The sequence below is a fragment of the Arthrobacter sp. NPDC093139 genome, assembly GCF_044754165.1.
Classification (GTDB): domain Bacteria; phylum Actinomycetota; class Actinomycetes; order Actinomycetales; family Micrococcaceae; genus Arthrobacter.
This window is the reverse complement of the sequence record NZ_JBIVOO010000012.1, coordinates 81053-93285: the sequence shown is the minus strand read 5'-3', so window position 1 is coordinate 93285 and position 12233 is coordinate 81053. Positions and strand designations below refer to the sequence as shown.

Sequence of the window (12233 nt, the reverse complement as noted above, 5' to 3'; positions counted from 1 at the left end):
GACCACCAACATTGGGGAGAACCATCGATGGCCGCGCCAACAGCGTCCCTGCTGGGACTGCAAAAGAAGAGCCTTCGCGAGCAGGCGCTGGCCGCGTTGCGCGCCGCCATCACCAGCGGCGCCCTGGAACCCGGCCGCCATCTGGTGGAAACCGAGCTCTCCGACATGCTGCAGATCAGCCGCGGAACCCTCCGCGAGGCCCTTCGCCAGCTCGAGCAGGAAGGCCTGCTCTCGGCAGGTCCGCGCGGCCGCCTCTCTGTCCGCAACCTCGATGCCAAGGAAATCCGCGACATCTACTCCGTGCGGGCTGCCCTTGAATCGCTGGCGGCCCGCACCCTGTGTGAACTGCCGGACCGACAGCACGTCATCGAGTCGCTCCGCGCCGCCATCCAGGCCATGGAGGATGCAACCAAGGGCACCCTTGAGGAGCGGATCGAATCCGATCTCGAATTCCACCGCACCATGTGCCGCCTCACGGGCAACGAGACTCTGCTTCACTCCTGGGAAGCGCTGGAAGGATCCATCCGGATGTCCATCATGTTTGCCGGGCTGGAAAAAGGCGTCAAGAACATGAGTGTGGCCCGCCATCATGACATCGTGGCCGCGATCGAAACCGGCGATGCCACCCTGGCCCGCGACACGATCCGCGAACACATGGACTCTGCCGCAGCCGTACTGGTGGCCTAGGCTTCTCGCCCCCGAGGGCATGCTGCGCAGCCGGCGGGTCTCCGGCGAGTCCTTCGCGGGCGACTCGCCGGAGACGCGTTTAGGAACCGGGCTGCGGGGGTATCTGGACAATGCACACTTTCGGGGCAATGCATCCTTTCAGGACAACGCCCCGTTCAGAACAATGCACCGTTCCAACTAATGCACCGTTCAGACTAATCGGCCACGGAAAGGCGGTGGTCATGAATCGCCACACTTCAGCCAGCTGGGCCACAGGACAGACCATCGAAGACGCGTCCCTGGACATCCTCATCCCCACGCGCAACAGACCGGCGGAACTGGCCGTCACGCTCGCTGGCCTGGCCGCTCAACCGGGCCCCATTTTCCGCCTGGTAGTCAGTGACCAGTCAGACGGGCAACCTGTTTGGGACAAGGCGCCGGTCTCTGCCATCGTGCGCGTGCTCAGGGCGCAGGGAACGGAAGTCGCTCTGCTCCGGCACCTGCCCCGCCGGGGCCTGGCGGAACACCGGCAGTTCCTCCTCGAACAGGCGATCACACACAAGGTGCTCTTCCTCGATGACGACGTGTGGCTGGAGCCCGGCGCCCTGGGAAGGATGAGCGATGCACTGGACGAGCTCGGCTGCGGCTTCGTGGGCATGGCACCGCAAGGCCTCTCGTATCTTGCAGACCGCAGGCCCGAGCAGACCGGGGCTTTTGCTGCCTGGGAAGGGCCTGTCATGCCGGAACGTGTCCGGCCGGATGAGCCCGCCTTTCAGCGGTGGCCTCTGCACAGTGCCGCCAACCTGAGCCACCTAAGCGCCGAACTGGGCCTGGAGCCCGGGCAATGGCTGCCCTACAAGGTGGCGTGGCTGGGCGGCTGTACGATGTTCCGCCGCGAGGCGCTGGAGGAAGCCGGTGGCTTCCGCTTCTGGGAGCAGCTGCCGCCCGAACACTGCGGCGAAGACGTCGTGGCCCAGTGGCGCGTCATGGAATCCTACGGCGGGGCCGGAATCCTGCCCACAGGCGCCGTGCACCTCGAGTCGCCTACCACGGTTACGGACCGCCGGGTGGAGGCCTTCAACGTGGTCCTCTCAGACTCTCCGCAAGAAAACGCCCTACCCCTCATTAAGGAAAGGAACTGAAATGAGCGACGCACCCAACCCGATCCAAGTTCAGAAATTCCTCGGCGGTATCGATTACCCTGCCACCCGTGATGCCCTCATCGCGCATGCCCAGGAATCAGGCGCGGACGGGAATGTCATCAGCGCCCTGGAAAACATTCCGGACAAGGAATACGACAGCCCGACGGCTGTCAGCTCAGCCGTCTCGGATTCCTGAACGACCTGCCCTACCCGGGGCCGTCGCTCGCGGCGGCCCCGGGTTTGCCTGCGCGCCTTCGGGCGCTGGCAGGAATGCTACTCGGCAGCAGTCATGAGCAGGCTATTCGAACAGGTCCTTACCCGTGTAGCCCTGGTCAGTCCGCCTGATCTTGAGCTGGATCAGAGCGACCACAGCGGCGCAGACGCCTGAGAACACCAGAACGGCTGTCCAGCTCAACGGCATGATGGTGGGCCAGATAAGCTTTCCCGCCAGAAATACCAGGATGGCGATGCACAGTGAGAAGGCTGCATAGCTCAAGCCCGGATGGTATTGGCGTGTGGCTGCATTGTCTGCGATGCCGGTCACAAGACCGCTGACAAACCAGACAGCCCCGTAGCTGATTCCCGTTATTGCGGCTCCAAGCTGGGATCCGCTGACCACGACATGATTCATGAGCGGCAGAAACACCATCGTGCTAATCGTGTTGATGAGGATAAACCACTTGAGGTTGGTGCGAAGGATGACCTGTAAGTTCATGCTGGCTTCCTCTCAATAACTGTTCGGACTTCAGGCCGTGAGAACGGCTGAATGTTCCGGAGTGTGAACTGCTCCAGCACGTCTCGCCCGCGCGGGGAGAGCGTATAGAGCTTCTTCGGCGGACCTCCTGGACTGCTTTCCAGACGCATGTCCACCAAGCCAACGTCCAAATGGCGCCGCAGCTGGCGGTAGAGCGTCTGGTCGGCCGGATCGTACGTTCCGTTAGTCAGTTGCGAAATCCGGACTTTGAGGCTGGATACGTCATGCCAGTCCGCGTCCAGCGCGATGAAGGTCCAGAAAGTCAGCACTCCCTGCCGGAAGACCGCTTCCCAGTCCCTCAGCGTCCCGTCAATCTCCTTATGCCTAACCATGATCGGTACTATACCCCGTGTACAGTACTGGGCATATAGTACCTAGCCGGAAACACGGCCTATACTCGGCAGCAGTCATGAGCAGCCTTCCTTCAGCCCCTGCAACGGTCCGCATTGATGCGTGGCTGTGGGCCATCCGTGCCTACAAGACACGCTCAGCGGCCACAGCCGCCTGCCGGGCCGGGCATGTCCGGCTCAACGGAAACCCGGCCAAAGCGTCGCAGCCAGTGGTCCCCGGCGACACTGTCCGGGTCCGCCAGCCGGGATATGAGCGCATCCTCGAGGTTCGCCGCCTGATTGCCAAGCGCGTGGGGGCCGAAGCGGCCTCGCACTGCTTTACCGATCACACGCCTCCTCGCCCGATCGCCCCTGCGCTTGGCCTGCCACAGCGTGACCGCGGCGCAGGGCGGCCCACAAAGAAAGACCGGCGGGAAATGGAACGGCTTCGGCGGAGTTAAGGCGGCGCTTAGGCCGGGAAGCTCCCGACCCCTCCCGCCGGATGCAGCTACTCCTTGATTTGGCCCCGCCCCTCCCGCACCTCGAACTCCCCCGCTTCCAGCTCCGCAGCGCCGAAGGCCGTGGGGACCAAAGTGACGTGGACCGCGCCGGCCGACGTGGCCTTGTGCCCGGCCAGAGTGTAGGCGGAGGGCATGGCCCCGCCCTCGAAGAGCCGTTTGCCCTGGCCTAGCACAAGGGGAAATACGAGGATCCGGTATTCGTCCACGAGGCCGGCATCGTGCAGCGCCCGGGCCAGGCGGTGGCTGCCGTGCACCTGCAGTTCCCGGCCCGGTCCGGATTTGAGGTCATCAATCGCCTCGAGGAAGTTGCCGGAGAGAATGCTGGTGTTGTTCCACGTCGGGTTGCTGATGGTGTTGGAAACCACGTACTTGGGCAGCGAGTTGAGGGCGGCGGCCACCGCATCCCCCGGATCGGTGACCTGCTCCCAGTAGGGCTGAAACATTTGGTACGTGGTGCGGCCCAGGAGGATCGCGTCGGCCTCGGCGAACCAGCCGTCGACGAGGCGGCCAAAGTCATCATCCACGTACGGTACGAGCCAGCCGCCGAATTCGAAGCCGCCGCTGGGGTCCTCTTCCCTGCCGCCGGGACCCTGCATGACGCCGTCGAGGGTCACGAATGTATGAACGGTGAGTTTCATGATTGGCCTTTCGGAGGATTGCTGGGCACCGCTTCTCCCGGGTCTGAGGGGCCCATGTCGAGGCGGAACGGCGGATACTCGTCCCGCATGAGTGCCACATACGCGGTGACGCGGTACACCCAGCGGTTCAGGCCGAGCAGCAGATCGAACATGCTCAGGAGGTACCGGCCGGTGAAGAGCAGAATGACGGCGGCGATGAGCGTCAGGAGGGCGATTAACGAAAAGGAGCCGCCCGCTGCATAGCGCGCCCCGTAACCCGACCAGTCGTCGTCGGACGCCACCCAGGCTCGACTCGTTCCGGCCAGCACCCCCACAATCAGCAGGTGCGGAATGGCGAGCAGCCATGACTTGACGAGCACCAGGCCGCGCGAGAGGCGCTCCGGGTAGTCGACGTCGAAGTCGGCCGGATAGTCGGTGCGGGCCAAGGTGAAGGGCGGGTAGCGGTCCGTGCCCACGGCCGTGAAGGCATAGAAGGACACCCGCCAGCTCCACCGCAGCACGCCCACGTTGAAGTTGAACAGCGAGCGCGGATACCGGGCGGTAAACAGGATGGCGAACCACGCCACGATGGAGGTGACAATCAGGGCGAACCACAGGAAGAACAGCACGATCACGTGCGGGATCGCCAGGAACCATTTGACCAGCCACATCCACCGGGACAGTGCCGGGTCGAGGTTGCCGCTGAGGCGGGCGGGGTACGGCGCGTCGGAGAAGAGCCCGACGGCGGACGGCGGCGGTGGCGTCGCCACGCCGCCCCCGGCGGGGCCTGCGCTGTACGGGGATCCGCCGCCTGCGGGGACAGCGGCGGGAGGTCCCGCCGTCGGACGCTGCGGCGGCAGGCCATGGCGGCCCAGCCCCATGGCACCCGCGACGATCAGCGGCACGCCGATGGCCAGCAGCACGATTCCGGCGATGAGCAGGCCAACGAAGAGCGGCCAGAGCAGGTCCGAGCGGATGCCGCCCTGCAGGTCGGCGGCGACGGGAGCGGTGGCGTCGGCATTCATCACCACGACCGCCCAGCTGCCAGGCATCAGGTCCCAGCGGAGTTCCTGGGTGCCCGCGCCCGTGGCGGAGGCCGCCCAGAAGGTCTGTGCGGTGGGACGTGCTGGTGTTCTGGTACCGGGAACGTCCCGGTACTCCACCCTGAAGGGCCGCAGGTTGAGCTCCCTGATTTCCGAGCGCCTAACGCCGTCGAGGTACCGCGCCACGTCCTCCTGCCGGGCAACTCCTATGAAGATGTCCTTGCCCGCGGTGGCTGATACGCCGCGGACGAGGATGCTGCCTGCGGTGTCCGACGGTATGATGTCCGGGAGGCGTTGGCCCACCATGATGTCCAGCCCGATGGAAGTGATGGCATGGGAGCTGGCCTCGAAGCGCTCTGTGGACGGCGTGAAGAAGCCCTCATCGCGCTGCTGGATGTTGAGCCATCCGGTTCCCGCAGCAGCGGCGAGCAGCCCCAGGCCCAGCAGGGCCGAGAGCGTGCCCAGGACGAGCATCACGACGCGGCCGGGTTTCATACTTTCTCCTGCCTCCTGAGGGCCCGACCCTTTGGCAGCCTCCTGTCAGGTCCGCCGTGGAGCGGGTGGGCTGCGGTGGGCTCTGGCGGATGGCTAACGTGCATGTGCGGGGGGTCCAGGATCCGCAGCGGGCACAGCAGCCCCTTGTTGCCGGAAGTGATGGCGAGACTGTTGAGCTGGACCGGATCGTGCAGGACGCTGACGGCATCCGTAGCAGCCCGGGCATGCGTGAGGTCAATAACGATCTCGCGGCCGGGCAGCAGTGCGCTGGTCCTGCGGGCGATAACGTACAGGGCGCGGAGGTTGGCGACAGTCAGGGTTCCGCGCACTTCGATGCTGGCCGTCAGCAGGTGGTCATCGATGTGGACATGGATCTTGAGCCGGTGCTGGGTGAGGGTGCGGTCCACGGTGAGGTTCCCATTCCTGCTCGGCGGGAACAGCCCGGGCAGCCATGGCATTCCCCACATATGGCGAGACCGTTGACGTCAGCGGACCGCGGTTCCTCCCCCGACGTCCCTGTCGGAACCGCGCGTTCAGGTCCAGAATGCACCCTCCAGCCCTTACTGTGAAGAGGCGGCCTGTGCGGGCTTCGCTGCCCCGGCGGGATTTGCTGCCCGGGCAGTCCGCCCCTAGCCTGTTCCCATGCTTCCCCAGGCGACGGACCCCGCTGCGCCCGACCTGCTGCTCACCTCCGTCAGGCAGCCCGGGGAGGCGGCGCTGCTGGATATCCGCGTTGCCGGTGGCGTCATCAGCCATGTCGTACCCGCAGGAGAGGTACCCCGCGATGCTCCGGTGGTCGACCTGGGCGGCCGGTTCGCCATCCCGGGCCTGTGGGATGAGCACGTGCACATGACGCAGTGGGCCCTCGCAGCCAACAGGGTCGATCTGTCCAAGGCGGAATCAGCGCGAGACGCCGTCGAGGCGGTCCGGGCCCGCCTTTCGGGCACGTCCCCGAACCGCACGTTGGTGGGGGTCGGCTTCCGGGACGCGGTGTGGGCGGATGTGCCCAGCCTTGAAATGCTCGACGCCGCCACCCACCACCAGCCCACTGCACTGCTCAGCCACGACCTTCACTGCGTGTGGCTGAACTCAGCTGCCGCTTCAACGTACGGCGTGGAGGTGGATGCCAGCGGCCTGCTGCGCGAGGATGCGGCGTTTGCTGTGACCCGGGAGCTGGGCAGGTTGCCGAATGAGGTGGTTGATCCGTGGGTACGGGATGCGGGCCGGTCCGCCGCCGCCCGCGGCATTGTGGGCATCGTCGACTTCGAAATGACCTGGAACCGCGACGTCTGGCTGCGCCGCCTTGCCGGCGGCTTCGGCTCCCTCCGCGTGGACGCGGGCGTTTATCCGCACGACCTGCAGCGGGCCGCCGCCGCCGGGATGCGCACCGGCCAGGAGCTCAACGGCGGGGCCGGACTGTTGCGGGTGGGGCCGCTGAAAGTGCTCATCGATGGCTCGCTGAACACGCGCACTGCCTACTGCGTGGACCCGTATCCGTACGGCGGCCACGGGATGCTCACCGTCAGCGAAGCCGAGCTGCTCCAGCTGCTGGTGCGTGCACGCGAAACCGGCTTCGTCCCCGCCGTCCACGCGATCGGCGACGGCGCCAACAAGGTGGCGCTGGACGCCTTCGCCGCCGCCGGTGTTCTGGGGCGGATCGAGCACGCCCAGTTTGTGCGGCGGGAGGACCTCGCGCGGTTTGGCGAACTCGGGCTGACGGCGAGCGTTCAGCCCGCGCACGCCCTGGACGACCGCGACGCCGCCGAGTCCAACTGGAGCGGCCGGACCGACCGGGCATTCCCGCTGCGGTCGCTGCTGGACGCCGGCGCAACCCTGGCGCTCGGCTCCGATGCCCCGGTCGCCCCGCTGGATCCGTGGCTCGCGATGTCTGCCGCGACCACCCGCTCCCGCCCGGACGGCCGCGGCCCGTGGCACCCGGAGCAGGCTCTCACGCGCGAAGAGGCGCTGGCCGCCTCGTCACGCGGGCGCAGCCGCATCCGGGCCGGTGACCCAGCCGACATCGCGGTGCTCGACGGCGACCCGCTGGCTGTTCCGGATGCCGTCTTCGCCGAAATGCCGGTGGCCGCGACACTGGTCGCGGGGCAGTTCACGCACCGGGACCCGGGAGTTTAGGGCCGCGCAACCGTCGCCCTGCCCCACAGGTCCTGGCAGGCTGCATGGGCGGGCCGGTGTGCTCAGGACTTGCCATCGGCCTTAGGACCATCCTCCTTGGCGCCCCCATCGTGGTGCTCATGATCTTTGTGTTGCGGATGCTCTTTGTGGCGCGCTTCCTGAAGGTGTTGTTCCAGCTTCTCCTCCGCGTCGCGGCGGCGCTGGCCCACGGTACGTATCTGCTGCGTCGTCGGTGCGGCGTGCGCGTGTTGGTGCGGGCCGTGATCGGCCGCGTTTGGTTTCTCGCTCATACTGGAATCGTCCCACCGGAGGTGCATATCAGGAAGCAGTGGCTGCAGCTCGTAGCGGGGGGATTACCGTGCTGGCATAGAAGCGGCGGGCAGGACCAAGCCGCCATTGCACTGATGCGGCGGACGGTGATCCGACTGGCAGGGATCCCCGGCATGACGCGCCTGATCAGTTCCGCAGTAGTCGGCAAATCCGGCGCAGCACTCTAGCCACTTGAGCGCTCTGGCAGGCATAAGCTACAAGCAGAACAGAATGTTCTATTCCAACGCGGGAGTGCTCATCATGGACGCTGAAATCGCCGAAGTCATCGATCATGATGTCACCACCATCACGTGCGTCTGCGGTAACACCGTCAGCAACGAAGGATTGATTCAGGCCAATTCACAGGGCGTCCCCGTTTATAACGGACGCAGCATCCCTGTCCCGGCAGGGTTGGCTGCATGGCCCGAAGATGAGGATCTCTATACGCTCTGCCCGTCATACGGCCGCGTGTACCGTGACACGGTCATCGAAGAGACAGGGACGGCGCCCGTCGCGTTCCGGGTTGATGTCACCACAGGCCCTATCGCAGAGGCGATCCGGATCTATTGGGGCATCGACCGCTAATAACGGCGGGCCCTCCCTGATAACGGAAGCGCCCTGTTGTGCGGAGGCAAACTGCCCGTAGTCTGGAATTGCCGTCCAATGCCAGAGCAGGATTCAGGGGGAGCCCATGACCATTCCGCCGCTGCCAGAACCCGAGCCGTTTCCGAGTGAGCCGGGACCCACGGTACCCGGCCCGCCGGACCCGACCTCTCCAGAACCTGCCCCGGGTTCTCCGGACCCGACATCTCCGCAGCCCCCTGACCCGAATCCTGATCCGGCGCCTGGCCCGCTGCCGGAGCCCGGCCCGAGACTGCCGGAACCGGACCCAACACGCAGGTCGTAACACTGGCGCCAGCACAGCTGGTGCCGTGGGGATTCGAAGGCTGGCAAGAACTGGCCCCATGAATGAATCGTCTGGCTTTTAGGTTGAGATTGCCGTGATCGGACGGGTTCCGCCTGTTTGCCGTGGATATGGTGGCAGGCATGGAAACAGTTCTGAATATTGCACGGCGTTGGGGCGCCCCCGTGGCGGCCGTCATTTTCTTCTCCCTCTGGTGCGTGGCCGAAGCCGGCAGAATGCAAGGGTCGTTTCTGGGGTGGTCAGGAAACTTACCATTGGTCCTTATGGCATTGGCTGTTGCCTCGGCAGCGTGGCAACCGGCGGTGTCTCTGGGGTTCACGGCTGCGCTGCTGGCGGGGCAGCTGAGCCATTCCATCCCGATGATGGCGTCCAATCACTGGGCCATCTATATCGGCTCATTCATCGCTCTCGGCTTCATCCTGTGGACCGCCCCGCGCCGGATGCGCTACGTCGCAGCGGGGGCAAATGTGGTGTTTGCGGCCATCATTACTTTCCTGATGCTCTCGTGGAGGTACGGCGGCGGCGTCGGCTGGTACATGCCCTTGCATTACGGTGACAGGCCGATGCTCATGACCTATGGCTGGCAGTTGTTCGCCCTCCTGCTTCTGATTGCGGGGGCCTGCGCGGCCGCCGGTCTTCTGCTCGCTTTGGCTCAGGAGCGCGGCAACCTGTTCCGTGCCCGCGAACTCGCGCAGAGCAGCCTGAAGGAAACCGAGATCGACTTGGTGGTGGAGCAGGAACGGACACGCATCGCCCGCGATCTTCACGACGTCCTCGCCCATTCCCTTGCGGTCATAGCGGCACAGGCCGACGGGACGCGATATCTGAGCAGGGACCAGCCCCCTGCTGTCCTCAACGCACTGGACACGATCGCCCGGTCAGCCCGCAGCGCGCTGGTGGACGCCCAGCGAGTAATCGAAGGTGTCCGCGACGATGGGATGGTGACGCCCCAGCCTCGACTGAGCGACATCAAGGCGTTGATCGAAAGCATGCAGCGGGGCAGCCTGAACATCCACCGCAGCGAATCCGGAGCGCCCGTGGAGCTCTCCACCGGGCAACAGCTGGCCGTTTTCCGGATCGTTCAGGAATGCCTGACGAATGCGCTCAAGCATGGCGGCCGCGGTACAGACATGAGGCTCCACTTTGACTGGACCGGACCGGGACTGACCCTGCACGCGGCGTCGGCAATCGGGCCCGTGGATCAGGAACGCCTCGGGAACCAGGCCGAGCCGAGGATCGGGCGAGGGCTTCCCGGCATGCGCGAACGCGCCCATCTTGCCGGAGGCTGGCTGACGGCAGGACCGGATGGGGAACACTTCCGGGTGACCGTCTTCGTTCCTTACGGAAGCCGGGACGTCTGTCCGGCGGAAGACGATGCAGCTCCTGCGGAAGCGGAACCGCCTCTGATGGGAACGGGTCTGCCGCGGCGGGAAGCGGTTGAACAGGGAGCGGCCGGCCGTGGCTGATGCAGGGTCGCGCATCACGGTGGCTCTCGTTGACGACCAGTCCCTATTCCGTGCCGGCATCCGGATGCTCGTTGAGAGCCAGGAGGACATGGAAGTCTCGGGCGAGGCCGGCGACGGGAAACAGGCGATAGCCCTGGCAACGGAACGGCGTCCGGACGTGATGTTGATGGACCTGCGTATGCCCGTTATGGGTGGCGTCGAGGCGACGCGAAGAATCGTTGAGCAAGCCGATGCGGCGGGAACAGACAAGCCAAAGATCATCGCACTGACCACTTTCAACCGTGATCAGGCGGTGGTTCAAGCTGTGCAGGCCGGGGCCAGCGGGTATCTGCTCAAGAGCGCAGAGCCTGAGTTTCTGCTGGCCGCCATCCGCACCGTTCACTCCGGTTACTCGGTTATCGCTCCGGGATCCATCCATTCCCTCTTCGAACACGCCGCCCGCAATGCTCCGGCCACCGGACCGGACCTGTCGGTCCTCGATGTCCTCTCAGTGCGGGAGCGGGACGTCTTCCTGCTCGCGGCCAAGGGCCTGAGCAATGGCGAAATGGCAGAGGGCCTGTTCATCTCTGAGGCGACGGTTAAAACGCACCTGCGCAGCGTGCTGGACAAGTTGAAGCTCCGGACCCGGATCCAACTCGTTGCGTTTGCTCACGAACGCCGCCTGCTCGGGGACTGAATCAGCCCCAGCAGAGGCAGAACGGATGCCCCGCGGGATCCGCGTAGACCTGAAAACCTTCGGCTGATTCGGTGTCATCTGCCGGCTTCAACAGCCGGGCACCCAATGACATGGCGTGCTCATGGGCGACGGCCAAATCGTCGACGTACAGGTCGAGGTGGATCTGCTGTGGCGTCCCGCCGGGCCACTCAGGCGGAATGTGGTTGGGCGCGAGCTGAAAGCCCAGCCGGGGCTCTTCCCCGACGTATACAGTGTGCCAGTCATCATCGGTCTCCACCGTGCCACCCAGGAGTCCGGCCCAGAAGGTGCTCTCGGCGGTCAGATCCGCTGTATCGAAGACGACAATCTGTCGGGTGATCTTCATCCCGTCATCCTTTCACGGGGTGTCCGATGTTCCGAGGGGTTGGGAATCACCCGCGCACCCAAACCGGCAAAAGCGTACAGTGGAACAAGACGCCTGATTCTGGACGCCTTGCTGCTGAGGGAGAGACCGTGACGATTGACTGGGACGAAAAAAAGGCCCTGCTACAGGAACCGAACATCGCGGCGGTAACGCAGCTTTGCGACGAACTCATGGAAAAGAAGCCGGGATCCACCGTTCCCTACATCGACCCCATCCACGACGAGGACGAGTGCCGGATCGTCAGTCTGCACGTCAGCCCGGGCAAGGGCACCGAATCCGGCTTCGTGTCCCACCTCAATGACGATGAAGCCGCCCGCCGGGCCACCCAGATTTACGAGCTCGCGGAACTCGACCCCCGCTATGTGATGCCGTGGAACGCTTATCCCTGGGTTCGCGACCCGGACATGCCGTCTGCGCTCAACGTGCAGGAAAAAACGGACGGACTGCGCCCCTTCCGGCAGTTCCTGAAAATCAATAAACGGGTCTCGGCCATCATCGCCCACGGCACGGACGCCTCCACCTTCCTGACCCTCTTCGAGAAGACTTACCACTCCTCCCTGAAGAACAACGGCATCAAAATCTACAAGGCCAGCGCGCTCGGCGGGCGGGCCTTTGCTGTTTCCGAGGCCAAGCAGGAGGAACTCCTCGCCAAGAGCGTGGACATCTACAAGGATGCGATGCAGCGGGCAGGCATCCAGCACCTCTAGCAACCAAGGGCACCGACCAACTGCAGGGTCCCCGACCAAATGCAAAG

Annotated in this window: 16 protein-coding genes; 10 read left to right on the top strand and 6 right to left on the bottom strand. The window is 65.0% G+C overall.

The window, feature by feature from the left end:
* Positions 1–27 precede the first annotated feature (27 nt).
* The 3 genes from ACIP90_RS17070 to ACIP90_RS17060 all read left to right on the top strand — a co-directional run bounded on the left by ACIP90_RS17070 (position 28) and on the right by ACIP90_RS17060 (position 2004).
* The gene (locus tag ACIP90_RS17070; protein ID WP_400580754.1) at positions 28–687 is read left to right on the top strand and encodes a GntR family transcriptional regulator; all 660 of its coding nucleotides are present in this window, start codon (positions 28–30) and stop codon (positions 685–687) included.
* 221 nt (positions 688–908) lie between these two features.
* Positions 909–1808, top strand: a complete 900-nt coding sequence (locus ACIP90_RS17065; RefSeq protein ID WP_400580753.1) for a glycosyltransferase family 2 protein — start codon at positions 909–911, stop codon at positions 1806–1808.
* A 1-nt stretch (position 1809) separates the two neighbouring features.
* Positions 1810–2004, top strand: a complete 195-nt coding sequence (locus ACIP90_RS17060; protein ID WP_400580751.1) for a DUF2795 domain-containing protein — start codon at positions 1810–1812, stop codon at positions 2002–2004.
* Positions 2005–2106: 102 nt separating this feature from the next.
* Here ACIP90_RS17060 and ACIP90_RS17055 read toward each other — a convergent pair whose 3' ends face one another.
* On the bottom strand, positions 2107–2523 hold the full coding sequence (locus ACIP90_RS17055; protein WP_400580750.1) for a hypothetical protein: 417 nt from the start codon (positions 2521–2523) through the stop codon (positions 2107–2109).
* Positions 2520–2894, bottom strand: a complete 375-nt coding sequence (locus ACIP90_RS17050; protein ID WP_400580749.1) for a PadR family transcriptional regulator — start codon at positions 2892–2894, stop codon at positions 2520–2522. Before ACIP90_RS17050 ends, ACIP90_RS17055 begins: the two co-directional genes overlap by 4 nt.
* 77 nt (positions 2895–2971) lie before the next feature.
* Here ACIP90_RS17050 and ACIP90_RS17045 point away from each other — a divergent pair, with 77 nt between their 5' ends.
* A complete protein-coding gene (locus tag ACIP90_RS17045) occupies positions 2972–3352 on the top strand; it encodes an RNA-binding S4 domain-containing protein (protein WP_400580747.1) in 381 nt (126 codons plus the stop codon).
* 47 nt (positions 3353–3399) lie between these two features.
* On the opposite strand, the gene ACIP90_RS17040 is transcribed toward ACIP90_RS17045, so the two are convergent.
* Genes ACIP90_RS17040 through ACIP90_RS17030 form a run of 3 tightly spaced genes read right to left on the bottom strand, consistent with a single transcriptional unit; the run spans position 3400 to position 5974 of the window.
* Positions 3400–4050 (bottom strand): dihydrofolate reductase family protein, encoded by a 651-nt coding sequence (locus ACIP90_RS17040; protein WP_400580746.1) that lies wholly within the window; start codon positions 4048–4050, stop codon positions 3400–3402.
* The gene (locus ACIP90_RS17035) at positions 4047–5567 is read right to left on the bottom strand and encodes a DUF4389 domain-containing protein (RefSeq protein ID WP_400580745.1); all 1521 of its coding nucleotides are present in this window, start codon (positions 5565–5567) and stop codon (positions 4047–4049) included. The genes ACIP90_RS17040 and ACIP90_RS17035 overlap by 4 nt, the downstream gene beginning before the upstream one ends.
* Positions 5564–5974, bottom strand: coding sequence for a hypothetical protein (locus tag ACIP90_RS17030; protein WP_400580744.1), 411 nt, complete (start codon positions 5972–5974; stop codon positions 5564–5566). The genes ACIP90_RS17035 and ACIP90_RS17030 overlap by 4 nt, the downstream gene beginning before the upstream one ends.
* Before the next feature lie 235 nt (positions 5975–6209).
* Between ACIP90_RS17030 and ACIP90_RS17025 the strand changes: the two genes are divergently transcribed.
* From ACIP90_RS17025 to ACIP90_RS17005, 5 genes are all read left to right on the top strand, one after another.
* The gene (locus tag ACIP90_RS17025) at positions 6210–7700 is read left to right on the top strand and encodes an amidohydrolase (RefSeq protein ID WP_400580743.1); all 1491 of its coding nucleotides are present in this window, start codon (positions 6210–6212) and stop codon (positions 7698–7700) included.
* A gap of 119 nt (positions 7701–7819) precedes the next feature.
* Positions 7820–8197 carry a hypothetical protein gene (locus ACIP90_RS17020; protein WP_400580741.1) on the top strand — a complete coding sequence of 126 codons (378 nt, stop codon included), beginning with the start codon at positions 7820–7822 and terminating at the stop codon, positions 8195–8197.
* A gap of 43 nt (positions 8198–8240) precedes the next feature.
* A complete protein-coding gene (locus ACIP90_RS17015) occupies positions 8241–8594 on the top strand; it encodes a hypothetical protein (RefSeq protein ID WP_400580740.1) in 354 nt (117 codons plus the stop codon).
* 603 nt (positions 8595–9197) lie between these two features.
* Positions 9198–10400 carry a sensor histidine kinase gene (locus ACIP90_RS17010; protein ID WP_400580739.1) on the top strand — a complete coding sequence of 401 codons (1203 nt, stop codon included), beginning with the start codon at positions 9198–9200 and terminating at the stop codon, positions 10398–10400.
* The gene (locus tag ACIP90_RS17005; protein WP_400580737.1) at positions 10393–11076 is read left to right on the top strand and encodes a response regulator; all 684 of its coding nucleotides are present in this window, start codon (positions 10393–10395) and stop codon (positions 11074–11076) included. The genes ACIP90_RS17010 and ACIP90_RS17005 overlap by 8 nt, the downstream gene beginning before the upstream one ends.
* A 1-nt stretch (position 11077) precedes the next feature.
* Here the strand turns inward: ACIP90_RS17005 and ACIP90_RS17000 are convergent, their stop codons facing one another.
* A complete protein-coding gene (locus ACIP90_RS17000; protein WP_400580736.1) occupies positions 11078–11440 on the bottom strand; it encodes a VOC family protein in 363 nt (120 codons plus the stop codon).
* 128 nt (positions 11441–11568) lie between these two features.
* Between ACIP90_RS17000 and ACIP90_RS16995 the strand changes: the two genes are divergently transcribed.
* Positions 11569–12186 carry a uracil-DNA glycosylase gene (locus tag ACIP90_RS16995; protein WP_400580735.1) on the top strand — a complete coding sequence of 206 codons (618 nt, stop codon included), beginning with the start codon at positions 11569–11571 and terminating at the stop codon, positions 12184–12186.
* Positions 12187–12233 lie beyond the last annotated feature (47 nt).